The sequence below is a fragment of the Haloferax prahovense genome (assembly GCF_000723845.1).
Lineage (GTDB): Archaea > Halobacteriota > Halobacteria > Halobacteriales > Haloferacaceae > Haloferax > Haloferax prahovense.
This window is the reverse complement of record NZ_LK053001.1, coordinates 237,287-261,744: the sequence shown is the minus strand read 5'-3', so window position 1 is coordinate 261,744 and position 24,458 is coordinate 237,287. Positions and strand designations below refer to the sequence as shown.

At 66.4% G+C, this 24,458-nt stretch carries 19 protein-coding genes; 7 read left to right on the top strand and 12 right to left on the bottom strand.

What is annotated here, in order from left to right; all coding sequences use genetic code 11:
* Positions 1-15 precede the first annotated feature (15 nt).
* Both xacC and BN984_RS16200 read right to left on the bottom strand, forming a co-directional pair.
* The gene (xacC, locus tag BN984_RS16205; RefSeq protein ID WP_049968734.1) at positions 16-870 is read right to left on the bottom strand and encodes a pentonolactonase XacC; all 855 of its coding nucleotides are present in this window, start codon (positions 868-870) and stop codon (positions 16-18) included.
* A 77-nt stretch (positions 871-947) separates the two neighbouring features.
* A complete protein-coding gene (locus BN984_RS16200) occupies positions 948-1,709 on the bottom strand; it encodes an SDR family oxidoreductase (RefSeq protein WP_162832780.1) in 762 nt (253 codons plus the stop codon).
* A 100-nt stretch (positions 1,710-1,809) separates the two neighbouring features.
* On the opposite strand from BN984_RS16200, the gene BN984_RS16195 reads away from it, so the two are divergent.
* From BN984_RS16195 to xacK, 6 genes are all read left to right on the top strand, one after another.
* Positions 1,810-2,574, top strand: coding sequence for an NAD-dependent epimerase/dehydratase family protein (locus BN984_RS16195; protein ID WP_008097042.1), 765 nt, complete (start codon positions 1,810-1,812; stop codon positions 2,572-2,574).
* Positions 2,575-2,870: 296 nt separating this feature from the next.
* The gene (locus tag BN984_RS16190) at positions 2,871-4,181 is read left to right on the top strand and encodes an extracellular solute-binding protein (protein WP_181950722.1); all 1,311 of its coding nucleotides are present in this window, start codon (positions 2,871-2,873) and stop codon (positions 4,179-4,181) included.
* Positions 4,182-4,236: 55 nt separating this feature from the next.
* Positions 4,237-5,190 carry a xylose/arabinose ABC transporter permease XacH gene (gene xacH, locus BN984_RS16185; RefSeq protein WP_008097040.1) on the top strand — a complete coding sequence of 318 codons (954 nt, stop codon included), beginning with the start codon at positions 4,237-4,239 and terminating at the stop codon, positions 5,188-5,190.
* Between the two features lie 2 nt (positions 5,191-5,192).
* Positions 5,193-6,122: a xylose/arabinose ABC transporter permease XacI gene (gene xacI, locus BN984_RS16180; RefSeq protein ID WP_004972182.1), complete on the top strand. Its 930-nt coding sequence runs from the start codon at positions 5,193-5,195 to the stop codon at positions 6,120-6,122.
* A gap of 3 nt (positions 6,123-6,125) precedes the next feature.
* Positions 6,126-7,277, top strand: coding sequence for a xylose/arabinose ABC transporter ATP-binding protein XacJ (xacJ, locus tag BN984_RS16175; RefSeq protein WP_049968732.1), 1,152 nt, complete (start codon positions 6,126-6,128; stop codon positions 7,275-7,277).
* A gap of 2 nt (positions 7,278-7,279) precedes the next feature.
* Complete coding sequence (xacK, locus tag BN984_RS16170; RefSeq protein ID WP_049968731.1) at positions 7,280-8,431, top strand: xylose/arabinose ABC transporter ATP-binding protein XacK; 1,152 nt, start codon at positions 7,280-7,282, stop codon at positions 8,429-8,431.
* Between the two features lie 327 nt (positions 8,432-8,758).
* Here xacK and BN984_RS16165 read toward each other — a convergent pair whose 3' ends face one another.
* Entirely contained in the window at positions 8,759-9,997 is a 1,239-nt protein-coding gene (locus tag BN984_RS16165; RefSeq protein WP_004972176.1) for a xylonate dehydratase, read from the bottom strand.
* A 180-nt stretch (positions 9,998-10,177) separates the two neighbouring features.
* On the opposite strand from BN984_RS16165, the gene xacF reads away from it, so the two are divergent.
* Positions 10,178-11,626, top strand: coding sequence for a 2,5-dioxovalerate dehydrogenase (gene xacF, locus BN984_RS16160; RefSeq protein ID WP_049968730.1), 1,449 nt, complete (start codon positions 10,178-10,180; stop codon positions 11,624-11,626).
* Between the two features lie 312 nt (positions 11,627-11,938).
* On the opposite strand, the gene xacR is transcribed toward xacF, so the two are convergent.
* The 9 genes from xacR to BN984_RS16115 form a co-directional block, all read right to left on the bottom strand.
* Complete coding sequence (gene xacR / locus BN984_RS16155; protein WP_008097029.1) at positions 11,939-12,694, bottom strand: HTH-type transcriptional regulator XacR; 756 nt, start codon at positions 12,692-12,694, stop codon at positions 11,939-11,941.
* A 614-nt stretch (positions 12,695-13,308) separates the two neighbouring features.
* A complete protein-coding gene (locus BN984_RS16150) occupies positions 13,309-14,736 on the bottom strand; it encodes an MATE family efflux transporter (RefSeq protein WP_049968729.1) in 1,428 nt (475 codons plus the stop codon).
* Positions 14,736-15,584: a polysaccharide deacetylase family protein gene (locus BN984_RS16145; protein ID WP_049968728.1), complete on the bottom strand. Its 849-nt coding sequence runs from the start codon at positions 15,582-15,584 to the stop codon at positions 14,736-14,738. Before BN984_RS16145 ends, BN984_RS16150 begins: the two co-directional genes overlap by 1 nt.
* Positions 15,581-17,560 carry an IucA/IucC family protein gene (locus tag BN984_RS16140; protein ID WP_049968727.1) on the bottom strand — a complete coding sequence of 660 codons (1,980 nt, stop codon included), beginning with the start codon at positions 17,558-17,560 and terminating at the stop codon, positions 15,581-15,583. Before BN984_RS16140 ends, BN984_RS16145 begins: the two co-directional genes overlap by 4 nt.
* On the bottom strand, positions 17,557-18,930 hold the full coding sequence (locus tag BN984_RS16135) for a lysine N(6)-hydroxylase/L-ornithine N(5)-oxygenase family protein (RefSeq protein ID WP_049968726.1): 1,374 nt from the start codon (positions 18,928-18,930) through the stop codon (positions 17,557-17,559). Before BN984_RS16135 ends, BN984_RS16140 begins: the two co-directional genes overlap by 4 nt.
* Positions 18,927-19,628, bottom strand: coding sequence for a GNAT family N-acetyltransferase (locus BN984_RS16130; protein ID WP_049968725.1), 702 nt, complete (start codon positions 19,626-19,628; stop codon positions 18,927-18,929). Before BN984_RS16130 ends, BN984_RS16135 begins: the two co-directional genes overlap by 4 nt.
* Positions 19,625-21,406 (bottom strand): IucA/IucC family protein, encoded by a 1,782-nt coding sequence (locus tag BN984_RS16125; protein WP_049968724.1) that lies wholly within the window; start codon positions 21,404-21,406, stop codon positions 19,625-19,627. Before BN984_RS16125 ends, BN984_RS16130 begins: the two co-directional genes overlap by 4 nt.
* Positions 21,403-22,956, bottom strand: a complete 1,554-nt coding sequence (locus BN984_RS16120) for a pyridoxal phosphate-dependent decarboxylase family protein (protein WP_049968723.1) — start codon at positions 22,954-22,956, stop codon at positions 21,403-21,405. The genes BN984_RS16125 and BN984_RS16120 overlap by 4 nt, the downstream gene beginning before the upstream one ends.
* Positions 22,953-24,383, bottom strand: a complete 1,431-nt coding sequence (locus tag BN984_RS16115; protein ID WP_255563891.1) for a diaminobutyrate--2-oxoglutarate transaminase — start codon at positions 24,381-24,383, stop codon at positions 22,953-22,955. The genes BN984_RS16120 and BN984_RS16115 overlap by 4 nt, the downstream gene beginning before the upstream one ends.
* Positions 24,384-24,458 lie beyond the last annotated feature (75 nt).

The following is a 24,458-nucleotide window of genomic DNA, read 5'->3' as shown; positions in this document are numbered from 1 at the left end:
GGTGTCCGCTTCGGCTCAGTCCAGCCGAACGTCAGAGCGGAACTCGGGGCGACCGGTCGCCTCCACGTTGAGGCGAAACAGCGCCCCGGCCGCGTCGCCTGCTCTCCCGTCCGGGTCGCCGCCGGCGGTCGTCACGTAGAGCGTATCGAGGTCGGACCCGCCGAACGCGACGCTCGTCACTTTCTCCGTCGGCACGTCGAACCGTTCGAGTTCGGTTCCGTCGCCGTCGTACTTGACCACACAGCCCCCCTCCCAGCGGGCGGACCAGATGTTGCCCGCCGAATCGACCGTCATACCGTCCGGCAGTCCGGGGGTGTCCGGCGATTCGACGAACCGCTCGCGGTCCGAGACGGCTCCCGTCTCCTCGTCGTAGCCGTACCGATAGATGGTGTGTGCCTCGGTCTCCGTGAAGTAGAACCGCTCGCGGTCGCGGGTGAAGCCCATCCCGTTCGGAATACCGACGCCGGTCTCGACCGTCGTCACCGTCCCGTCGGTGTCGAGGCGGAACAGCCGCCCGCCCGCGGATTCCGTGGGCATCGTCCCGCAGAACACCCGCCCGGCGGGGTCGGCGATGACATCGTTGAACCGGGTCGGCGAGTCGACAATTCGCGTCACCGCTTCGAGTTCGCCACCGACGACGCGGCCGACGCGACCGCGGTCCATGAACGCCAACAGCGACCCGTCGCGCTGCAGCGTGACGCCGGCGAGAACCGACGTTTCGACGGGACAGTCGTGCGCTCCCGTCTCGGGGTCGTAGCGGTGGAGCCGCCCGGCTTCGATGTCTACCCAGTACAGCCGCTTTTCGTCGGGGTGCCAGACCGGCCCCTCGCCGAGCCGGCACGACGTGTCGACCGCTCGTGTGACAGTCATGGCCGTTCGTTCGCAATCGACCGCAAAATACGCTTCCCCCGAGTTCGCGGGGGTCGCCGCCACTCTCGTCGACGCCTTCAGAAGTGCGAAATCTTGTCTCGCCGGTAGAGGTCGAGCGAGAGCACCGTGTTCGGCGACCGCTGCCGGACCGCGTAGGCGATGGCGTCGGCGACCTCTATCGCCTCCGTCACCTCGCCCTCGTCGAACGACTCCGCCTGCGTCTCGCCGCTCTCGGAGCCGAACTCGGTCCTGACCTCGGTCGGGTTGACGCAGGTCACGCCGACGTTCTCCTCGCCGATGGACCCCTGCAGGCTCGACGCGAACCCGCGGACCCACCACTTCGTCGCGGCGTACACCGGGTTGTGGGGTCGCGGGTGGTTCCCGGACATACTCCCGAGGAAGACGATATTGCCCTCCGTCTCCACGAGGTGCGGAATCGCCTCTCTCGCCGTGTAGAACATCCCGTCGACGTTGACGCCGGTCATCAGCCGGTACTCCTCGTCTGTGAGTTCAGCGACCGGCTTGTCGACGCCGAGACCGGCGTTGCAGACGACGATGTCGAGCGAACCGAACCGCTCGACGGTCGCGTCGACGAGCGCCCGGACCGCGTCGGGGTCGGTCACGTCGGTCGGCACGACGCTCACGGCGGCGTCCGTCGCCGCGCGAATCTCGTCCGCGAGCGATTCCAGTCGCTCGACTCTGCGGGCGGCGAGACATACGTCCGCGCCGTCTTCGGCGAGCACGCGCGCCGTCGCCGCGCCGATTCCCGAACTCGCTCCCGTGACGAGCGCCGCCCGCCCGTCGAGCGGGTCTTCCAAAGCGGTTGGTCGGTCGACCATACACCGTGATTGTGACCCTGTCGCATACGTGTTTTCCCCGTGGCAATCCGGCGACGGGCGCTTGGAACACGTTTATTAGACTTCCGTCGATTGTCATTGTATGGCACGTATTGCGGTTACCGGAGCGGCTGGCAACGTCGGAAGAGTCACGGTCGAGACGCTGGACTCGGACCACGACGTGACGCCCATCACGCACCGAGAACGCGAGGGACTCGATAGCATCATCCTCGACGTGCGCGACGAGGACGCGCTGACTGAGGCGTTCGAGGGCCACGATATCGTCGTTCACCTCGCGGCCAATCCGAACCCCGACGCGGCGTGGGACAGCGTCTACGAGGTCAATATCGGCGGCACGTACAACGTCTACGAGGCGGCACTGGCGGCCGACGTCGACCGACTCGTCTTCGCCAGCACGAACCACGTCCACCAGATGTACAACATCGCCGACCCGACCCGCCCGGAGACCCTGGCCGCCGACGCCGAGGCGGTCGGCGTGTCGGACCCGGCGCGTCCCGACTCGTACTACGGCGTGAGCAAGGTGTTCGGCGAGGCGCTGGGCAACTACTACGCGGACCGACACGGACTGGAAGTGCTCAACCTCCGCATCGGGTGGCTCCTGACGGCCGAGGAGGTCCGCGAGAAGATGGACGAGGAAGAAGACGTCGCGCGCTACGTCCGCGCGATGTGGCTCAGCCCCGACGACTGCGCACAGGGGATGCGCCGGGCCGTCGAGGCTCCCCTCCCGGACTCGCCGCTCGCGGTCAACCTCGTCTCCGCGAACGACGACCGGTACCTCTCGCTCACGGAGACGATGCGCGCCATCGGCTACCGCCCGCGGGACAACTCGGCGACTGTCGTGGAGTGAGCGGGGACCGGAGCGAACTGTGAGTGAGGTTCCGACCTGTCGCGAGGCGCGCCGCGGCTGACGACGCCCGTCCCCGCTCGCCGGTTGGTTCACCCGTCGAACGCGGTTCCGAACTATTATTCAGGAGAACGAACGCGAAACATTTTCGAGACGAGTTGATTCGACCCCTCCGTTTTTATATCATCATCAGTCATTCACAACCTATATATGAGGGAAGATAACATGGGTACAACATGGCTGAGCATGGCTGTAGCGATGAAAGTGTGAACCGCCGAAAGTACCTGAAAGCCCTGTCCGTGGGTGCCGCCGCCGGCCTCGCTGGATGTACCGGGGGTGGCGGCTCCGAGACCGAGGCCACCGAGAGCGGGAGCGGTTCCGACGGGTCCGGCGGCGACACCGAGACCGGTGGGGACAGTTCAGGCAGCACGTGGGACTCGGAACTCGAAGTCCTTCACGGCTGGGCCGGCGGCGACGGCGAGGCGGCGGTCACCGCGCTCATCGAGGCGTTCGAGGAGGAGCACCCCGAGATGGATACGAACTTCCAGGCGGTCGGGGCCAGCGCGAACGTGAACCTCAACGCGACGATTCTTCGACGGCTCGCGAACAACAACCCGATGAGTTCGTTCGCCAACTGGCCGGGGAAGAACCTCGAACGGTACTCGGGCGCACTGATGGACCTCGAAGCCGACGTGTGGGACGCCGAGGGATTCAAAGACACCATGCAGTCCCGCGCGGTGGAACTGTGTAAGTTCAACGACAAGATGCCGGCGGTCCCAATCGGGTCCCACCGGATGAACAACCTGTTCTACAACACCGCCGTCTTCGAGGAGGCCGGCATCGACGCGTCGAGCCTCGATAGCGTCGACGCGCTCCTCGACGCGCTCGAAACCATCGACCAGAACACGGACGTGACGCCGATGGCGCAGGCGATGGTCGCGCCGTGGACGAACCTCCAGCTTTGGGCGCAGATTCTGACGAGCCAAAGCGGCGTCGAGGCGTACACGAACTTCATCGAGGGCAACCCCGACAGGGCGGCCGTCGTGGAGGCGCTCGAGGCGCTGAAGACTATCAACGAGAACTACATCACCGCCGACGCCTCGTCCATTAGCTTCACGACGGCGGGCCAGAAGGTCATCTCGGGGAAGGCGGCCACCATCCACCAGGGGAACTGGGTCTACGGCATGTTCCGCGCCGACGACAGCTTCAACTACAAAGAGCAGTGGGATTGGATACCGTTCCCGGGCACGGAAGGTATCTACTTCTACCACGTCGACTCCATCGTCGCGCCGAGCAACAACCCGAGCCGCGAGGAGACCATCGCGTGGCAGAAGTTCGTCGGCTCGAAGAAGGCCCAGATCGCCTTCAACAACCCCAAGGGGTCGGTTCCGCTCCGCACCGACATCGACCCGAGCGAACTGACCGACTTCCTCGCGATGACGTACGAGGACCTCACCGATTCGGAGGCCTACCCGCCGACCATCGCCCACGGGCTCGCAGTCACGCCCAAGACGATGGGCGCGTGTAAGACCGCCTTCGGCGACAACTTCATGGGGCCGTTCAAGGTCGAGGCCACCGCCGACGCGCTCATCGAAGCGGTCTCCGAGTAGGGCTTCGGTCGAAACTACACCTTTATCACTCACAAATAAAATAATAGGTATATCCATGGCCACACACGACAACACGGAGCACGTCTCCGACGCGACCGACGAGGCGGTCGGGTGGGAGTCGAAGCTCCAGTATTTCCTCAACAGCGACTTCGTTCGCTCCGCGCCGTACTGGGGAATCCCGTTCGTCCTCATGAGCATCGCCGTCTACGGTGGCATCGGCTACAACTTCGCCATCTCGTTTACGGACTACGAGGGCCTCGGAACCCCCGATTACTCCGTTCTCGACCTGGAGATGTACGCCCAGGCGCTGTCGAGCGACGCGTTCATCGCCGCCGCGCAGAACAACTTGGTCCTCCTGGTAGGCTTTACGACTATCTGTCTGGTACTCGGACTGTTCCTCGCAATCCTGTTGGACCACGGCATCCGCTTTTCCGAGAAGTTCCAGACGGTCTATCTCCTCCCGATGAGCCTCTCGTTCGTCGTCACCGCACAACTGTGGCTCTGGATGTTCAACGTCGAAAGCGGCATCCTCAACCTCGTCGTGACGACCCTCGGGTTCAATCCCGTGGACTGGCTGGGGAACCCATCAATCGCGCTCGGTGCGGTGATATTCGCCCTCATCTGGCAGTTCAGCGGGTACACGATGGTCGTCTACCTCGCGGGGCTCCAGTCGATTCCCGACGACCAGTTCGAGGCGGCCCGCGTCGACGGCGCGAGCATCACTCGGACCTACCTCCGCATCATCGTCCCGCAACTGAAGGAAGCGTCCGTCAGCGCGGCCGTCGTGTTGATGGTGTTCGCGCTGAAGGCGTTCACCTTCCTGTACGCTCTCGTCGGACGCTACCGCCCGCCGAACGGGACGGACATCCTGGCGACGCTCATGGTGCGCCGCGCGTTCAAGTTCGGTGAGTGGGCCTACTCGGCCGCCATCGCGACCATGCTCCTCGTCATGGCGCTCGGCGTCATCGGACCGTACCTCTACTACCAGTACAAACAGGGGAGTCTCTGACCATGTCACAGTCGTCATCCACAGGCAGTTTCGACGTCGCATCGCTCGTTGAGGACGTGAACCTCCGGCGCGTCGCCCAGTACGCGCTCGTCGTGTTCTTCCTCGGCTTCTTCCTCGTCCCGCTAGAGACGGGAATCATGACCGCCATCAAGACGAACGAGTCGGTCGCCCGCTCGCTCCCCTTCGCGCCGCCGGTCGGCGAGGGCTTCACCCTCGGTAACATCCAGTTCGCCCTCGAACAGCTCTCGGGGTCGTTCTTCAACTCGCTCATCATGTCGATTCCGGCGACTATCGGGAGCGTCCTGTTCGGGAGCATGGCCGCCTACGGCCTCACGATGGTCAACTGGCGGGCCCAGATGGGCGTGCTGATGCTCTTCGTCGTCGGCGTCTTCGTCCCCTACCAGGCCGTGTTGGTCCCGCTCGCGCGCTTCTGGAACAACATCTTCCCGCTCGCGCGGATGATAGAGCCGATGGTGGCGTCGATACCCTTCTTCCAGGGGTACCACGCGGAACTCGTCCCCCTCGTCATCACCCATATCGCCTACGGGATTCCCATCTGTACGATACTGTTCCGGTCGTACTACCAGAGCCTCCCGAACTCGCTCGTGGAGGCCGGTAAAATCGACGGCGCGAGCATCACGAAGATTTACCGGCGCATCATCCTGCCCATCTCGAAGCCGATGTTCGGCGTCGTGTTCATCTACCAGTTCACGCAGATTTACAACGAGTTCCTCTTCGCGTTCACGCTCGTCACCGGGTCCGACGCGCCCGCAGCACCGGTCACGCTGGTGCTGCCCGCAATCGGGGCGTCGACTTCCGGCATCGACTTCGGTATCAGGATGTCCGCGGCGTTCCTCGCCGCGGTTCCGACGCTCATCCTGTACGTCGCGTTCGCCGAGCAGTTCGCCAAGGGACTTCGCACGGAGGCCTAAGCTATGGGACAGATTCAACTCACCGACCTGACGAAGCGCTTCGGCGACACGGTCGCCGTCGACGACCTGTCGCTCGACATCGCCGACGAGGAGTTCCTCGTGCTCGTCGGCCCGTCGGGCTGTGGGAAGTCGACGACGCTCCGGATGCTCGCCGGCCTGGAGACCCCGACCAGCGGGGACATCTACATCGGCGGGGACCACATGAACTACCGCGTCCCGCAGAACCGCGACATCGCGATGGTGTTCCAGGACTACGCGCTGTACCCCCACATGACCGTCCGGCAGAACATCCGGTTCGGGCTGGAAGAAGAGGAGGGATACACGTCTGCGGAGCGCGACGAGCGCGTCGTCGAAGTCGCGGAGACGCTCGGCATCGCCGACCTGCTCGACCGCAAGCCCGACGAACTCTCGGGCGGTCAGCAACAGCGGGTCGCGCTCGGGCGCGCCATCGTACGCGACCCCGAGGTGTTCCTGATGGACGAGCCGCTGTCCAACCTGGACGCCAAGCTCCGGGCGGAGATGCGCACCGAGCTCCAGAACCTGCAGGACCAACTCGCCGTCACGACCGTCTACGTCACCCACAACCAGACGGAGGCGATGACGATGGCCGACCGTATCGCCGTCATGGACGACGGCGAACTCCAGCAGGTTGCCTCTCCCTTCGAGTGCTACCACGAGCCGAACAACCTGTTCGTCGCGGAGTTCATCGGCGAGCCGATGATAAACCTCGTCCGCGGAACGCGCTCGGAGTCGACGTTCGTCGGTGAACACTTCTCGTACCCGCTCGACGAGGACGTGATGGAGTCCGTCGACGACCGCGACGACCTCGTCTTGGGGGTGCGCCCCGAAGACATCGAAGTCGCCGACGCGGCCCCCGACGACGCCGCGCTCGACGATCACGAACTCCATATGGACGTGACTGTCGTGGAACCCCACGGCGACCAGAACGTCCTCCACCTCTCGCACCCGGACCAACCTTCCGACGACGACGCGTTACAGGCGGTCACGGAGGGAATGCACCTCGTCACGCGGGGCGACCGCGTCACGGTGAGGATTCCGCCGGACACGATTCACGTGTTCGACGCGGAGACCGGAACCGCGGTACACAACCGCCGACACGACCAGGAAGCCGACCTCACAGAACTCGAACAGTAGCTATGGCACGATTGACACTCGACGACGTAACGAAGGTTTACACCGAGGACGGCGGCGGCGACATCGTCGCCGTCGAAGAGATATCGCTCGACATCGACGACGGGGAGTTCCTCGTGCTCGTCGGTCCCTCGGGGTGCGGGAAATCGACGACGCTCCGGATGATGGCGGGACTCGAAACCGTCACCGAGGGCGAACTCCGACTCGAAGACCGCGTCCTCAACGACGTGTCCGCGCAGGACCGGGACATCGCGATGGTGTTCCAGTCGTACGCGCTGTACCCGCACAAGAGCGTCCGCGGCAACATGTCGTTCGGCCTCGAAGAATCGACCGACCTGCCGGACGACGAGATACGCCAACGGGTCGAGGAGACGACCGATATGCTCGGCATCTCCGACCTGCTCGACCGCAAGCCGAGACAGCTTTCGGGCGGCCAGCAACAGCGGGTCGCGCTCGGGCGCGCCATCGTACGCGACCCCGAGGTGTTCCTGATGGACGAGCCGCTGTCCAACCTGGACGCCAAGCTCCGGGCGGAGATGCGCACCGAGCTCCAGCGCCTCCAAGAGGAACTCGGCGTCACCACCATCTACGTCACCCACGACCAGACGGAGGCGATGACGATGGGCGACCGCGTCGCCGTCCTCGACGACGGCGAACTCCAGCAGGTCGGGACGCCGCTGGACTGCTACCACCGGCCGAACAACCTGTTCGTCGCGGGCTTCATCGGCGAGCCGTCGATGAACTTCTTCGACGGGTCGCTGGAGGGTGGCACCTTCCGCGGCGACGGCTTCGACTACCCGCTTTCGGACGCGACCAGAGACCAACTCGGCGGCGCGAGCGCCCTCACGCTCGGCATTCGACCCGAGGATATCGAGGTCGGCGAGCGGCGCTCCGGCGACCGAACCTTCGACGCCGAGGTGGTCGTCGTCGAGCCGCAGGGTAACGAGAACACCGTCCATCTGCGGTTCGCCGAGGGCCGCGAGGGGACTCGGTTCACCGCGACCACCACTGGACGGTCGAGGGTCGAATCGGGCGACCGGACGACCGTCTCGTTCCCCGAGGACGCGATTCACCTGTTCGACGGGGAGACCGGCAACGCGCTGAAGAACCGAGAGCTCCCGTCGAACCGCGCCATCGGCGCGTTCATCTCCGACTGACGACTCGGTCGACACCCCCTGTCGCCGTTCGTTCTTTCACCCCTGCGGGCCCTCCAGGCACCCCACCTCCTCGGACTGACCATCCACACCTTCTCTCATCTTTTGTTCGCAAGCGCTGCTCCGGTAGTCGTCAGTACTCGCCTCCCGGCAGCGCGGTAGCGACGTGCGCGAGTCGCGCCGCTCCGGTGTCGAACGACTGCGGGTAAAAGGCGGCCACGGCGGACGCGCCGCGAGCGGTGAGACGCTCACTTCTCTCGGCTGCGGTGTCGCGTCCAGTCGGTGTGTTATGTCAGGCTGATGCGGCCGCTGTGGGACAGTTTTCTCGGGTTACTCCTCGTCGAAGAGGGTCTCTCCTTCGACCATGTGTTCTCCGACGGCGTCGAGGTCGAGCGTCAGCCCGAGGCCGGGCTTCTCGGGAATCTCCATGCGACCGTTCTGAATCAGGTCGTCCTCCTCGACGAGGTCCTCCCACCAGCCGAGCTGGTAGGAGTGGTACTCGAGGGCAAGCGAGTTCGGGATGGCCGCGGCGACCTGCGCGGAGGCCATCGTCCCGATGGGCGACGAGACGTTGTGCATCGCCACGGGGATGTAGTACATGTCCGCGAGGTCCGCAATCTTCCGCGTCTCGCGCATGCCGCCGACGCGGGGCAGGTCGGGCGCGATGATGTCCACCGCCTGCGGTTCGAGCAGCGTCCGCTGGCCGAACTTCCGGTAGACGTTCTCGCCGACCGCGATGGGCGTCGTCGTGGACTGGGTCACGAGCTTCTGCACGTCGTGGTTCTCCGGCGGCACGGGGTCTTCGAGCCACCACACGTCGTAGTCTTCCAGCTCGGACGCGAGGCGCTTGGCGCTCCCGCCGGTAAAGGACCAGTGGCAGTCGAACGCGACGTCGGCGCGGTCGCCGACGGCCTCGGTGACGGCCTCGACGATTTCGACCTTGTGGTCGATTTCGGGGTTGCGGAGGTGGCGGTTCGCGCGGTCCTTCTCGTGGCCCGAGGGCACGTCGAGGTCGAACTTGATGGCGTCGTAGCCGAGCTCCTCGACCACGCGGACGCCCTCCTCGGCGCAGGCCTGTGGGTTGGCCTCGTCTTCGGTGTGGAGGTCGCAGTAGACGCGCACCTCGTCGCGGTACTTCCCGCCGACGAGCTGGTAGGCGGGCACGTCGAGGAGCTTCCCGGCGACGTCGTGAAGCGCGATTTCGATGCCCGAGATGGCGGAGATGACCTTGCCCGAAACCGAGCCCTCGCCCGACATCTTCTGGACGAGGTGCTCGTAGAGACGGTCGATGTCGAGGGGGTTTTCGCCGACGAGGAACGGTTTCATCCGCTCGATGATGGCGGTGTCGCCGCCGCCCCAGTAGGCCTCGCCGGTGCCGACGACGCCCGCGTCGGTGTAGACGCGGACGAGAATCCACGGGTAGTTCCCGTCGACCATCGTCGTCTGTACGTCCGTGATTTCGGCGTCGCGGACGCCGCCTCGCGGATTCGTGATATCCATCGTCTCCGCGGACAGGTCGCGCATCGTGTACTCCGCGTTCGGGTCGCTAAGCTTCGCTTGCTCAACCATTGCGCACGTATATCTCGAAAGCCACTACAAAAGTGTGTGGGTTGGTAGTTCGTCGCTCAGTTCGCGTGTACTCCCCGAGCAGTAACCGTCGCTGTCGCCCGAGCACCGGCCGTCGTTGACGGCTTACAAATGGTGACAATTTCGCAAGAATTGTATGTCGGAAGAGAGAACACACGACCGATGACGGAACCCAGTAAAAACTACGTCAACGGTGAGTGGGTCGCTTCGGAGACCGGCGAGACGGCCGAGGTGACGAACCCCGCGAACCCGAGCGAGGTAGTCGCGACGTACCAGCACTCGAACGAGAACGACGCTGCGGCGGCTGTCGACGCCGCCGTGGCGGCCGAAGACGAGTGGCGAAACATGCCCGGCCCCGAGCGCGGGCGCATCCTCCGCGAGGCGGGCACGCTCCTCGCCCAGCGGAAGGACGAACTGACGGAGATTCTCATCGCCGAGGAGGGGAAGGCGCGGCCCGAAGCGGCGGGCGAGGTACAACGCGCAATCGACATCTTCCACTACTTCTCGACGAAGGCCGCCGACCTCGGCGGCGCGAGGAAGGGTGCGAGCGGACCGAACACGAACCTCTACACGCGGCAGGAGCCCGTCGGCGTCGCGGCGCTCATCACGCCGTGGAACTACCCCATCGCCATCCCCGCGTGGAAGCTCGCCCCGGCGCTCGCCGCCGGCAACACCGTCGTCCTGAAGCCCGCCTCCATCGCGCCCGGCGTCGTCGTCGAAATCGCCCGCGCGCTCGACGAGGCCGGCCTTCCGGACGGCGTCCTCAACGTCGTCACCGGCCCCGGTAGCTCGGTCGGTAGCGAGTTCATCGGCAACGAGGGCACGGACCTCGTCTCGTTCACCGGTAGCAGTCAGGTCGGCGAGATGGTCTACGAGCAGGCCACAGACGCCGGCAAGCGCGTTCAGACCGAACTCGGCGGGAAGAACCCGACGCTCGTCGCCGACTCGGCCGACCCCGCCGAGGCCGCCGACATCGTCGCTAACGGCGGGTTCGGCACCACCGGCCAGTCCTGTACGGCGTGTTCCCGCGCCATCGTCCACGAGGACGTGTACGACGACTTCGTCGCCGAACTCGTCGACCGCGCGGAATCCCTCGACGTCGGCCCCGGAACCGACCACGAGATGGGCCCGCAGGTCAGCGAGTCCGAGCTCTCCTCGACGCTGGAATACATCGATATCGCCGAGGGCGAGGGCGCGACCCTCGTCGCCGGCGGCGGCGTCCCCGAGGGCGAGGAAGTCGAGACGGGCCACTTCGTCGAGCCGACGGTGTTCACCGACGTCGACCCCGACATGCGCATCGCACAGGAGGAGGTCTTCGGTCCGGTCGTCGCCGTCATCGAAGTGAGTGACTTCGACGAGGGACTGGTGGTCGCGAACGACGTCGACTACGGCCTGTCGGCCAGCGTCGTCACCGACGACCACACCGAGGCGAACCGCTTCGTCGACGAGGCCGAAGCCGGCGTCGTGAAGGTCAACGACAAGACGACCGGCCTCGAACTCCACGTCCCCTTCGGCGGGTTCAAGCGCTCCTCGTCCGAGACGTGGCGCGAGCAGGGCGACGCCGGTCTCGACTTCTACACCATCGAGAAGACGGTCTACGACAACTACTGAGCGGCTCCCGACGGTCGTCGACAGCGACCGTCTGCAATCGTCTCGTTCTTTTCTCTCGTCTCCTCTCGTTTCCTCTGCTGTCGTTTTCTCACCCGTCATTCGCACCCTCACCCGGCCGAGACTGTTGGCTCAGCCCGCTCCAAACACGATTCTCTACAACAGAACGATGCTCTGCGGGTGACTACAGTATGTGTTACACGCCTAGCTGTGTAATTTTCACTCGTAATCACACGCCGAGAGCTGTGTTAACACGGCTCTACATCGAGAATTCGAGGGGTTCGCGGTCTGTTCCGAGATAGCGAACAGGGTGCGTCAGTAGTTGATGTTGAGCTCGACGACGTTCGCCGCGCTCAGGACGCGTTCGGGGAGCGACCCGTGGAGGTCTTCGTCGCTGACCCGGCTGGCGGGTGCCGAGACGCTGATGGCACCGAGCACCTCGCCGGAGGACGATTTGATGGGTGCCGCGAGGCAGCGCAGTCCTTCGAGGCGCTCGCCGTCGTCGATGGCGTAGCCCCGCTCTCGAACCGCTTCGAGCACCTGAAACAGCTCCTGTCGCGTGCCGATGCTCTTCGGCGTCTTCTGTTCGAGACCGTGACGCTCGATTATCTCGTCCACCCGCGACTCCGGGAGGTTCGCGAGAATCGCCTTCCCGAGGGCGGTCGTGTGCAGGTTCGTTCGGAGGCCCGCGTAGGTGTCGAGGTCGACGGCGTCGTCGCCTTTCGCCCGCATCAGGTAGACGCCCATCCCCTGTTCTTCGACGAGGAGGTTGGCGAGTTCACCCGTGTCGGCGGCGAGCGACTTGACCTCGGGTTCGGCGACCTGATACACCTCCATCGACTTCCGACTGTGACCGCCGACTTCGAGGAATTTCAGACCGACGCGGTAGTCGTCGCCGTCCTTGAGAACGTACCCGTGTTTCTGGAGGGTCGTCAGGTGGTTGTGGACCGCGCTTTTTCCCATGTGGAGGTCGCTCGCCAACTCCGTGACCCCACAGGGTCCTTTCTCCATCAACTCTTCGACGAGCGCCAGTGTCTTCTCGGTGGTTCGCACCGGATGTTTGGCGTCCATAGCTACTCGTTGTCAAGTATCTGAATAAGTGTTCTGGTCCGGAGAACGGTGACGCCGAGTCGCAGAAAGGCGTCCCGTTCGACTCGGAAAACCGCTTTCGATGGTTGATGCTGAGCGTAACGCGAGAGTCGGCGGTGGGCGTTCATGAGTTGGACTTGTCACGGCGTCCGCCGCCGCCTCGCGCGTACTGGTATGACTGACACGTCACACGGTCGGACCGCTCGCGCCGACCACGCGTAACCTCGTGCCGGAGCATGATATTTTTTGGCATGGGTGTAGAGCTTGCCCGGCGGTCGTCTCCTCGGCGCGACCGGTTTGCCGTCGCGACCGCTGGTTCCTCCCCGACGCTCACCTCGATTATCGACCGAATTCATTTATAGATGTTTACATAGTTGTTATAAGATAGCCTACGTATCTCGATGACTCGCTTCCGTTTCACTCCCCTCTGGACAGTCGTTTTCGTCGCTGAAAATGGGTCTTACTAGATGTCTGGGCCACAAGTGAACCTTCCAATAACCCCGTCTGTCAGAACTGCGTAAACGTGTCAGATATCTCGCCCCAAAATATATTCAATCTGTGATTTCGTCGATGAGTCCTCGGCCGCCCCGCGGGCGTCAGTCGTCGCCGGTCACGGCCCCCCTCACACCGCTTCGAGCGAGCGAGCGCCGCCGGGCGGTCCGGTAGAACCACAGCGACGCGACGCCGCCGCCGACGACGTTCGAGGCGGCGAACGCGACCCAGATGCCGCCGGGACCGAGGGCGCTCGCCCCCCACAGCGCGGCCGGAATTCGCACGACGCCGAGGGCGAGGATAACGATGAGCGACGCTGCTGTCGTCCGCCCCGCCCCGCGCAGTCCGCCGGTGAACACCCGCATCAGTCCGACGAATCCGAACGAGGGGGCAATCGTTCGGAGGAAGGAAACGCCGGCGTCGACGACGGTCGCGTCGGCCGCGAACAGGCCGACGAGCGGACGGGCGGCGACCCAGACGACGACGCCGCAGGCGCTCATGGCGCCGAACAGGAACGCCGCGGCGAAGCGGTTAGTCGCCGTCGCGCGGTCGGTCGCTCCCGCGCCGAGGTTCTGTCCCGTCATCGTCTCGACCGCGCTCGCGAACGCGACCGTCGGGAGGACGACGACCGAGAAGATGCGCGTCCCGACCCCGTAGCCGGCGACCACGCCGGTCGAAAACAGCCCGACGACGGCCAAGAGGAGGTTGATTGAGACCGCCCGTCCGGTCTCTTCGAGGGCGGTCGGCAGGCCGAGTCGGAACAGCCGCCTCGCGGCCGCGGCGCTCGGGACGAACTGTCCCGGTCGGAGCCGAAGCCCGCGTCGTCCGTCGAGGAGGATGCCGACGCCGACGACGGCCGCCAGCCCGCGACAGCACACCGTCGCTATCGCCGCCCCGCGGATGCCGAGTTCCGGCGCGCCCCACCAGCCGAAGATGAGAATCGGGTCGAGGACGACGTTGAGCGCGACCGACCCCGCCATGACGAGCATGGGCGTGACGGTGTCGCCGCGGCCCCGCATGAGCGAGATGAACGCGTAGAACGCGAACACGAACACCATCCCCAGCGAGACGATGCGCATGTAGGCGGTCGCGAGCGGGAGGACTGCGGGTGACGCGCCCATGAACGCGAGCACGTCGTCGACCGCGACGTAGGCGACAGCGCCGACGCCGACGGCCGCGATGGCCGCGTACGTGAGCGTCTGCGCCGCCGCCCGTTCCGCGTCGAGCGATTCGCCCGCGCCGGTGTGTTGGGCGACGAGAACGCTCCCGGCGATAGAGAGTCCCAGTCCCAGCGAGAGGAACAGGAACACCAGCGGGAACGCGAACGAGATGGCCGCCAGCGCCTCGGTGCTGTAGCGCCCCAGCCAGAGCGTGTCCGCGACGTTGTACGCCGTCTGGAGCAGGTTCGTGACGACGATGGGTGCCGCGAGGTAGCAAAGCGGCCTCGCGATGCCTCCCTCGGTCAACTCGAGTTCGGACGGTCCGACGAACAGGCCGTCGAGGCACGCTCGGAGCTTCGTCACGCGACCCATCAGTCGTATCGGTCGCGCCAGTAGCGCGCGAGTTCCGCGCAGGTCGTCAGCCACGTGTCGCCGGTCGAGAGCATCCGCTGGAGCAGGGACTCGAGCGCGTCGACGCGGCTCGCTCGGCCCACAATCTGCGGATGCATCGTCAAGACGAACAGCCGACCGCGCTCGCGAATGCCGTCGAACTCGGCTTCCCACGTGTCGAAGACGGGACCGTGCGGCGAGATACCCGACTGAAACTCGAACGTCGGACCCATGTTGAACCCCCAGTAGACGAAGTCGTCCAACAGGTAGTCGTTGGGAATCTCCACGAGGTCGCGGTCCTCGCGGAGGTACGGCATATCCGTGTCCTGCCACGAGGCGTCGTACAGCATCCCGGCGTCCTCGACGAGGTCGAGCGTCTGGTCGCGCATCCCGCCGACGGTCCGGTAGCCGACCGGGGGCTCGCCGGTGAGGTCTTCGACCACCTCGATGGTCCGCCGGAACTCGGTCGCCTCGCGCTCGGCGGACATCTCGCGGGGCGAGACGTGCGTGTAGCCGTGGTGGGCGATTTCGTGGCCGTGTTCGTGGAGGAGCTTCACCGCCTCGGGCCACTCTTCTGCGACCTTGCCGGGGACGAAGAACGTGCAGTTCACGTCGTACTTTTCGAACAGTTCGACGAGCCGCGGCACGCCGACTTCCGGCCCGTAGTCGCCGCGGTAGTCCAACCGGGCGAACTCCGGGTCGAGCGCGGCGGCCGCGCGCCACAGTTCGTTGGCGTCGAGGTCGAACGTGAACGTCGCCGCGGCGCAGTACTCGCCCCACGGGTCCGGCTTGTGGTTCGAATCGACGCGCGCGAACAGTTCGTCGCTCATCGGTCGCCTCTCGCGTCGCTCTCCGGGACCCGGTCTCCGTCCTCGATTCCCGCCCGCGTCGCCGGTTCGAGGTCGAAAAGCGCGTTCGAGACGGTCCCGTGGGCCGTCACCGCCGGCGGCGCGTGGTCGTCGTCGTAACCGTACTCCACGAGCCGATTCCGGTTCAGACAGAGCTTGTCGTACTCCGGTTTGAACAGGTCGAACAGCTCGAAGCGGTCTTCCAGTTCCGGGAACCGCTCGTGGTACCGCTCGATGCTCGCGCGGACCTGCCGCCACAGGCGTGTCTCGTCGTAGCCCTCGCGGCGCTCTAGTCGGTCGGCCACGTAGCGCAGGACGCAGACGAACAGCGTGCCGACGATGTGCTGGCACATCCCGTCCGGCGACTTCCGGTGGACGATGTCGTCGTGTTCGTACAGGTCGTCGGGGAGTCTGTCGAGTTCCGGCAGTCGCGTCTCGCTGACCGCGATTTCGTCCACGTAGTCCTTCACCGCCAGCCGGGTCGGCCGGCCGTCCCGAAGGACGAGCATCGTGTTCGTCCCGTGGGGCATGAACACCATCCCGTAGCGGTAGAGGTAGTGCAACAGCGGTGGCAGCAGCACGTCGAAGCAGTCGGCTAGCCACTCGTCGATGGAACAGCCGGCCCGCTCGGCGAGCGTGGAGACGACGGGCGTGCCGTCGGCGTCCTCGTGCATGAGCGCCGAGAGCGTGAGCACCTGCTCGTCGTCGTCGACGAGGGCTTCGACGCTCTCGCGCCACACCGCCCCGAGCAGTTCGTGGTACTGGTACGGCGCGTCGTCCAGTTGCGAGAACTCGGGGTGGTCGTAGTTGAGACTCGCAATCTCGCCCGGCAGCACCAACTCGCAGTCGTCGCGGAGGAACGGGTCGTCGTCGCGAATCGACTGCACGTACTCCGTGACCCGGGGCGCGGCGCGCGCCTGCTCGCCGGGCAGTCCCCGATAGACGATGGTGTTCAGCACGCGAATCGGGACCTTGACGTGCGGCTTTTCTGGGTCCGTGAGGTTCGTCAACGTCCGCACCGACTGCTGCGGGAGGTAGCTGTCGGGACCGGTCCCCAGCGGGACGATGTCGCCGGCCGCGATGTCCTTGGCGAACAGCTGCGCGACGGTGTTTTTCCACTGCCACTCGTGGACCGGGAGGTAGTAGTAGTCGTCGGGGTCGTGACCGCCGGCCCGGAGCGTCGCGTCGAACTCCGCCGCGGCCTCGCCGAGTTGCTGGGCCATCAGCGATTCGTACCGCAAGCCCTCGACGCTCCGAAAGTCGGCGCGGTCGCGGTGTGCAGCGACCCAGACGAGCGACTGCGGCGTCTTGCGCTCGGGGGCGTACGCCCGGTAGTCGTCGTAGCCGAAGCCGATACGACCCTTGTTGATGGTGAACCACGGGTGACCCTCCATCTCGCCTTCGACCGCGGCGTACGGCATGTCCAGTAGGCTCTCGTCGGCATCGGCCTTGCGGGCGTCGATGTGGGCGTCGGCGACCAGCGTGTTGTTGTACTCCCGGACGAGGTGACTCGCCGTCTCGGGGGCCACGCCGAGCGACCCCCGCGCGTCGAGGAGGAACTGGACGGGGTCGGTCGCGGGCCGCCAGCCCTCTCCGTCTCCGTTTCCGTTCGGGTTCTCGTCGGCGTCTTCGCTCTCCACCTCGCCGCCGACGTCTCCGTCCCGTCGCTCGATGCTGTCGGGGTCGACCCGGTAACTGTCGAACGGCCGCGATTGGGCCGCGAACCGGTAGACGACGCCGTCGTAGTCGAGCCGGTACCGGGTCCACTCGCCGTCGGTGCCGCGTGCTTCGGGGTCGATCAGCTCCTCGTACAGGAACTCCTCGAACAGCTTCGTGAGCAGGTCGCGGCTCACGTCCGCCCACCGGTCCGCGTCGAGCGCAGTCTGGAGCGTCTCCAGTCCGTCTATCTGTCCTGTGCGTCCTGTCCGTCCGTTCGTCCGCAGTTCTGGTCCGTTCATTCGTCTTCCTCCGCCGTCGATGCCGCCGCAGTCGCGCCGCCGGTCGTTTCGAGGAACCGCTCGACGGCGAAGTCCTGAAACACGGTGTCCTCGTCTTCGGGGTAGACCGTCCGGTCGCAGAGTCGGTTCACGATGTGCGCGTTGCGATAACAGCCGAGGCCGAGGTCGGGCGCGCCGACGCCGTGGGTGTGGCGTTCCGCGTTCTGGACGAAGATGCGCCCCGTCACGTCGTCGTCGAGGCGCAGTCGGTAGTCGTCGGTGACTCGGTAGCGACCCTCGTCGTCCCACTCGATGCGCGATTCGAGTGACGAGAGGAAACTCGGCGTCGGCCGGTGGTAACCAGTCCCGAGGACGACGACCTCGCTCTCGTGGGCGAACGGCGTCTCGGACTGCCACTGCTCGCAATCGAGGCGGTAGCGCGGCCCGTCGGGACCGGACACCCGCTCGATGCCCTCCACCGAGGTCATGGCGAACAGTCCCACGTCGGGGTCGCGGTCGCCGATGGAGCGACGGTAGAGCGCGTCGTATATCTCCGCGCTGGTGTTCACGTCGATGCCCTTGTACAGCAGGTCCTGTTCGGGGTACACCTCGTCGCGGGTCTCCTGCGGGAGGTCGTTGAAGTACGACGTGTACTCCGGCGTGAAGTGCTGGAGTCCGAGCTTCGAGTACTCCATCGGGAAGAACCCCTCCGAGCGCGTGAGCCAGTCGAGTCGGTAGTCCGCGTCGGCCTGCGCCTCCAAGAGGTCCAAGAACACCTCCGCGGCGCTCTGGCCCGACCCGACGACGGTTATCGAGTCGGCGTCGAGACACCGCTCTTTTCGGCTCCGGTACGCCGCGGTGTGGAACACGTCACGCTCGGGGTGTCCCCCCAGATTATCGGGGACGTGCGGCCGGCTTCCGACGCCGAACACCACGTCCTCGGCCCGGTAGCGGTGCTCCGCACCGCTTTCGGGGTGGCGGGCGGTCACCTCGAAGTAGCCGTCTTCGACCCACTCGACGTTCGTCACGCGGCGTTCGAACCGGCAGGCGTCGAGTCGCCGGCTGACCCAGCGCAGGTAGTCGTCGTACTCCCGCCGGGGAATCTGGAACGTCTCGTAGAAGTAGAACTCGTAGATGCGGCCGGTCTCCCGCAGGTAGTTGAGGTAGCTGTGGGGGTTCGTCGGGTCGGCCAGCGTCACGAGATCCGCGAGGAACGGCACTTCGAGGGTCGTCCCCTCGATGAGCATCCCCTCGTGCCACGCGAACTCGGCGTCCTGTTCGAGGAACACCGCGTCCACGTCGTCGGGCGCGCCGTCGAGCATGGCGGCCAGCCCGAGGTTGAACGGCCCGAGGCCGACGCCGACCACGTCGTGGACGGGGGTGTCGCTCATCGCCCCACCTCCGTCTCCGCGTCGGCCGCGACGTCGACACACCTATCGGTGTCCCCGTCTGTGTTCGCGTCCGCGGGTTCCGCCACCGCGTCGAAGAACCGCTCGCGCTCGCAGTGCATCAACAGCGCCTCCTTGTCGGGGAGGTCGATGCGCCCCTGCGGCTCGTAGCCGCACCGCTCGAAGACGCGGATGGCGATTTCGTTGCGAACGTCCGGTTCGCTGACGACGCGACCCGCGTCGGTCGCGCGGAACTGAAACGCGGTAATCGCCCGCAGGAGGGGAACCGCGTAGCCGTGTCCGAGGTACTCCGGCGGCCCGATGAGTAGGTGGACGCCGCGGTCTTCGGGCTCCGCGTCGTAGCGCTCGCCGACCACGTCGTCGGCCGCGCGGTACGCCTCCCAGTAGCTCATCGGCGTGTGGTCCAACAGGCCGACGTAGGGCGTGAGGTGGTCGTCGCCGAGCTTCGAATCGAGCTTCGCCCGAAACGCCGCCTCCGGCAGGTCGAGTTGCCAGTACGGCTTGACGTGGTCGGAGCCGAACCACGCGCGGAGCCGGTCGAAATCGAGAGTCGGGTCGACCTCGGCGAACGCGACGGTCCGGTCGATACGCTCGTTTCGAACCCGATACGCGTACTCGCGGCCCGCGCCCGCTCGCGCCGCCACGGTCGCGGTCGCCGAGTCGGCGTTCGAGCCGGTCATGGCGTCGGCACCTCCAGTTCCGTGACCAGCGGGTTGTCGATGTCCGCGTACACCGACTGGTTCGCCAGCGAGCCCTCCAGTTCGTCCATGTCGTGGAACCGCGTGAGTAGGTTCGCCTTGCAGGGAATCGTCTCCCTGGTGAGGAGGTCGTCGAGCAGCGACGACGACGGCCGGTCGTACCGGCGGAGCGATTCGAGTTCCTCGCGGAGGACGCCCAAGAGGCGTCGCTCGTCGACCAGTCCGGCCGTGCCGAAGGCGTTGACGAGGCCGAGGGCGTTGTTGATGATGACGTAGTACCGGATGCGCTCGTCGGCGACGGCGTCCGGGCAGACGGTGTCGGCGCGCTCGCCGATGCCGGGCAGGAGCGCGTCCACCTCGTCGTACGTCGACTCGGGGAGGTAGTAGCCCTGATTGTCGCGGTAGCGGAACGTCTCGGGATAGCCGCCGTCGAGCGTCAGGACGCTGTTCTGCTGGTGGGCTTCGACGCCCAGTCCGCGTTCGAGATAGAGCCACAGTACCGGCCGAACCGACAGTTCGAGGTACTGGCGGAACCAGTCTTCAGCCACCGCATCGGTCGGTCTGCCCTCGTGCTCGGCGATTCCCTCGACGAGCGTCGCCAGCCGCGACGACCCGTCGCCGAGGTGGTCCTGACAGAGGCCGACCACGGGCGTCGCGTTCGCCGCCGCGTTGCCGCGGAAGGGGTTCTCGCGGAGGACGGTCTCGAAGCCGGACTCGCCGTCGCCGAGGTCGACCGTCAGGTACGCCGGGTCGCGGACGACGTCGAACGCCGGGAACCGCTCTTCGAGGTCGTCGCCGAGTTCGGTGTCCAGCAGTTCGGTGACGGCGACGCCGCGCTCCAGTTCGGGGAGTTTGTTCGTCCGCTCGGAGTTGGTGATTTTGACGTTCAGCGAGCCTTTGACCATGAACGGCGCGTCCGGCGAGTACAGCGTCCGAACCGAGGAGGTCGGGTAGAACTCTCTGCCGACCTGGCCGACGTATTCGAGGCCGTCCCCGAGGTGCGCCTGCACTTCGGGTTGCGCGCGGAGGTAGTCCGCCTGCCACGGGTGGACGGGAATCAGCACCTCGTCGGCGTCGACGCGTTCGGCGACGAACGACTCGGGGACCGACTCGTCCGCTCGGAGCGCCGACGCGACCCACTCGGCCGCCGACTCGCCGCGCGCGGAGTCCTGCGAGACGAGCGAGGGGTCGGCGCTGAAGTACGCCAGCGGGAACGACCCGCGGAGTTCGGGCGCGTAGGTCCGCGACTCGTGGTCGGGGATGCCCTGTCTGCTCTTCGGCGTCGGGTGTAGCGGGTGGCCGAACACGAGCGACTGCTCGGCGTCGCGGAAGGTGGTGTCGAAGCCGTAGAGTCGCTCCTCGTCGCCGCGGCGGGCCTCGACGAACCGCTCGATGTTCTGACAACTCTTGACAACTCGCAAGAGGAGTTCGTCGGCCGCGCCGGTGTCGTCGCGGTCGAGTCTGAGTTCGGTCGTGACGAGCGTCACGAGCATCGTGTACTCGAGCGGGAGCGTTTCGCCCCGGGGAAGCCGGTAGACGCCGGGGAGGTCGAACAGGTGGCGGTCCGTCGGCGACCGGTACGAAAGCGGGACGTAGAGGTCGACGCCCTGGTGGAACAGCGGCGCGTGGACGACTTCGTCGGCGTCCGTCTCGACCGGTGCGTCCCCGGCGGGGACGACGGTGTAGTCGCCCGTCTCCCGGAGGTAGCAGTTCAGGAAGCTGTGCATCGTCGCTGACTCGGCCGTGTCGTTCGGATTCATGCGTGTCGGTCGTCGGTCGTCGTTTCGAGTGCGGTGCCGCGGGTCGAAATCTCGCGCAGGAGTTCTCGGAGGTCCTCGCGCGTCGTTCGAGGGTTCAGGAGCGTCAGCTTCAGGCACGTCTCGCCGTCGACGGTGGTCCGAGCCACCACGGCCTCGCCGTCGTCGAGGAGGGAGTCGCGGATAGCTTCGTTCACCTCGTCGGCGCCGCGTCTGTCGGGGTCACCGTTCCGTCCGTCGCCGGGGACGTACCGGAAGACGACGACGTTCAGCTCGGAGTCGTGGACGAGGCGGAGGTCGGGGTCGGCCTCGACGAGCCTCGCGGCGTCGTCGGCGAGGTCGATGGTGTACTCGACCATCGACGCCAGCCCCTCGCGGCCGAGCGCCTGCATCGTGACGAAGGGTTTGAGCGCGTCGAACCGCCGGGTCGTCTGGACGGACTTCGAGACGAGATTCGGCACGCCCGCGTCGTCGTCGCGCTCCGGGTTCAGGTAGGCCGCGTTGCGGTCGATGAGGTCGTACGCCGACTCGTCGCGCACGAGGACCGCGCCGCAGCTAATCGGCTGGTAGAACAGCTTGTGGAAGTCGACCGCGACGGAGTCCGCGGCCTCGACGCCCGCGAGTTTGTCGGCGTGGTCGTCGCTCAGTGCGAGCGCACCGCCCCACGCGGCGTCGACGTGGTACCAGCAGTCGAGTTCGGCCGCGCGGTCGGCCAGCGGCCCCAGCGGGTCGATGCTGCCGAAGTCCGTCGTCCCGGCGGTCGCGACGATTGCGAACGGGCGCTTTCCGCGCTCGCGGAGGTCAGCGATCGCCTCGTCGAACGCTTCCATCGACAGGCGGCGGTCGTCGTCGGTCGGGACGGTGACGACGGCGTTCTCGCCGAGACCGAGGTGCGAGGCGGCCTGCTTGGCGGTGAAGTGGGCGTCGGCCGAACAGAGGATTCGGAGGTCCCTCGCTTCCGGCGGGAGGCCGGCCTGTTGCACGTCGACGCCGTACTCCTCCAAAATGGCCTTGTTGCGGGCGAGGAGTAGGCCGACGAAGTTCGACTGCGTGCCGCCGCTGGTGAACACGCCGTCGCCGTCCTCGTAGCCGAACAGCTCGCACAGCTCGTCGACGAACCGCCGTTCGAGCTGCGTCGCGGCGGGGCTCTGGTCCCACGAGTCCATCGACTGGTTCGTCGCCGTCAGGAGCACCTCGGCCGCGAGCGCCGGAATCGTCGGCGGACACTGGAGGTGCGCGACGCAGGTCGGGTCCGAGACGCCGACGGAGTTTCGCAGAATCGGCTCGGTGCGGTCGAGCGCCGCGGCCACGCCGTCGCCCTCGTGGGGCAACATCTCCAACCGGGCGAGCGCGTCGTCGAGCTTCTCGGGCGTCGCCCCCGAGTACGGCGTCGCCTCGTCGGCGAACTCGTCGAGGACGAGGTCGCACGCCCGGCGAATCGCGTCCCGGTAGCGCGCTCGGTCGTCGCCGTCGCCGCTCAGGAACCACTTCGCGGCGTCCGGTCGCGGGTCGCGCCGCTCGCCGACGCCGTCGACGCCGCCGACGCCGTTCATGCGGCGACCTCCCGCCGGCCGTCGGAGCCGACTTCCTCGACCGCGGCCTCGACGGCGTCCGCGAAGATGCTCCCGATGGCGTCCACGTCGCTCGGCGTGACGACGAGCGGCGGGAGGAACCGGACGACGCTTCCGTGGCGGCCGCCGAGTTCGACGATGAGTCCGCGGTCGAAACACGCCGCGCGGACGGCGTCGGCGAGGTCCGGATGCGTCGGGAAGCGCCCGCAGGCGTCGGGCGCTCCCGCGGGGTCGACGAGTTCGACCCCGAGCATCAGCCCGCGACCGCGCACGTCGCCGACGGCGTCGTGAGCGCGCTTCGTCGCGTCGAGGTGGCCGCGGAGTCGGTCGCCCATGCGCGCGGCGTGGTCGTCGAGGTCGTGTTCGAGCACGTGTTCGATGGTGGCGATGCCGGCGGCCATCGCGAGTTGGTTCCCCCGGAAGGTCCCGGCGTGCGCGCCCGGCTCCCAGACGTCGAGCGACTCGTCGTAGACGACGACCGAAAGCGGGAGCGACCCGCCGATGGCCTTCGAGAGCGTGACCGCGTCGGGGACGATATCGGCGTGCTGGAAGGCGTACAGCTCGCCGGTCCGGCCGAGGCCGGTCTGAATTTCGTCCACGACGAGCGGGATGTCGCGCTCGCGGGTCATCCGCCGAATCTCGCGGGTCCAGTCGTCGGGCGCGGGAATCGCGCCGCCCTCGCCCTGCACGAGTTCGACCACCATCCCGGCGGGGTCCGTGATGCCGCTTTCGGGGTCGTCGAGGGTGCGTTCGACGTACCGGGCGGCGAGTTCGTGACACTCCTCGCCGCCGACGCCGAACGGACACCGATACTCGTACGGATACGGCAGGTGGTGTACGTCGGGCATCAGTCCCGGCACGTCCTCCTTCGGGTCGGTGTCGCCCATCAGGCTCAGCGCGCCGTTGGTCATGCCGTGGTAGCCGCCCTGAAACCCGAGGACGCTCCGGTTGCCCGTCGCGGTCTTGACGAGTTTGAGCGCGGCCTCGACGGCGTCGGTCCCGGCGGGGCTACAGAACTGCACCCGCGCGTTGTCGGCGAACTCGTCGGGGAGGCTGTCGAACAGCGTGTCGACGAACCGCTCCTTGACGGGCGTCGTGATGTCGAGGGTGTGGAGCGGGCGGTCCTCTGCGAGGACGCGCTCCATCGATTCGATCACCTTCGGGTGGTTGTGCCCGAGGGCGAGCGTGCCGGCCCCCGCGAGGCAGTCGTAGTACTCCTCGCCGTCCATGTCGGTGACGGTGACGCCCGAGGCCTCCCGTATCGCGTGCGGGAGGTGCCGGGGGTAGGTCCGCGCGCTCGACTCGCGGGCGGCCTGCTGTTCGAGCAACGCCTCGTTGCCGGCCGTTGCGTCGGTCATCGGGCTGTCCTCCGTCGGTTCGTCGTCGGTCTGTCGCTGTCGAGCATACAGTTTTAGGCTAGCCTAAAAATACAAAAAGTTTACTGCAGGAACGCCCTGTCTGAATAATAACGGGACAGCGCGGCC

Excerpts from the sequence above, each read along its gene's own strand:
- BN984_RS16150 (WP_049968729.1), bottom strand. The coding sequence starts at position 14,736 with ATGGGTCGCGTGACGAAGCTCCGAGCGTGCCTCGACGGCCTGTTCGTC.
- BN984_RS16195 (WP_008097042.1), top strand. The coding sequence starts at position 1,810 with ATGGCACGTATTGCGGTTACCGGAGCGGCTGGCAACGTCGGAAGAGTC.
- BN984_RS16125 (WP_049968724.1), bottom strand. The coding sequence starts at position 21,406 with ATGAATCCGAACGACACGGCCGAGTCAGCGACGATGCACAGCTTCCTG.
- BN984_RS16145 (WP_049968728.1), bottom strand. The coding sequence starts at position 15,584 with ATGAGCGACGAACTGTTCGCGCGCGTCGATTCGAACCACAAGCCGGAC.
- BN984_RS16140 (WP_049968727.1), bottom strand. The coding sequence starts at position 17,560 with ATGAACGGACCAGAACTGCGGACGAACGGACGGACAGGACGCACAGGA.
- xacK (WP_049968731.1), top strand. The coding sequence starts at position 7,280 with ATGGCACGATTGACACTCGACGACGTAACGAAGGTTTACACCGAGGAC.
- xacJ (WP_049968732.1), top strand. The coding sequence starts at position 6,126 with ATGGGACAGATTCAACTCACCGACCTGACGAAGCGCTTCGGCGACACG.
- xacH (WP_008097040.1), top strand. The coding sequence starts at position 4,237 with ATGGCCACACACGACAACACGGAGCACGTCTCCGACGCGACCGACGAG.
- xacF (WP_049968730.1), top strand. The coding sequence starts at position 10,178 with ATGACGGAACCCAGTAAAAACTACGTCAACGGTGAGTGGGTCGCTTCG.
- BN984_RS16130 (WP_049968725.1), bottom strand. The coding sequence starts at position 19,628 with ATGACCGGCTCGAACGCCGACTCGGCGACCGCGACCGTGGCGGCGCGA.
- xacR (WP_008097029.1), bottom strand. The coding sequence starts at position 12,694 with ATGGACGCCAAACATCCGGTGCGAACCACCGAGAAGACACTGGCGCTC.
- BN984_RS16135 (WP_049968726.1), bottom strand. The coding sequence starts at position 18,930 with ATGAGCGACACCCCCGTCCACGACGTGGTCGGCGTCGGCCTCGGGCCG.
- xacC (WP_049968734.1), bottom strand. The coding sequence starts at position 870 with ATGACTGTCACACGAGCGGTCGACACGTCGTGCCGGCTCGGCGAGGGG.
- xacI (WP_004972182.1), top strand. The coding sequence starts at position 5,193 with ATGTCACAGTCGTCATCCACAGGCAGTTTCGACGTCGCATCGCTCGTT.
- BN984_RS16200 (WP_162832780.1), bottom strand. The coding sequence starts at position 1,709 with ATGGTCGACCGACCAACCGCTTTGGAAGACCCGCTCGACGGGCGGGCG.
- BN984_RS16165 (WP_004972176.1), bottom strand. The coding sequence starts at position 9,997 with ATGGTTGAGCAAGCGAAGCTTAGCGACCCGAACGCGGAGTACACGATG.
- BN984_RS16120 (WP_049968723.1), bottom strand. The coding sequence starts at position 22,956 with ATGAACGGCGTCGGCGGCGTCGACGGCGTCGGCGAGCGGCGCGACCCG.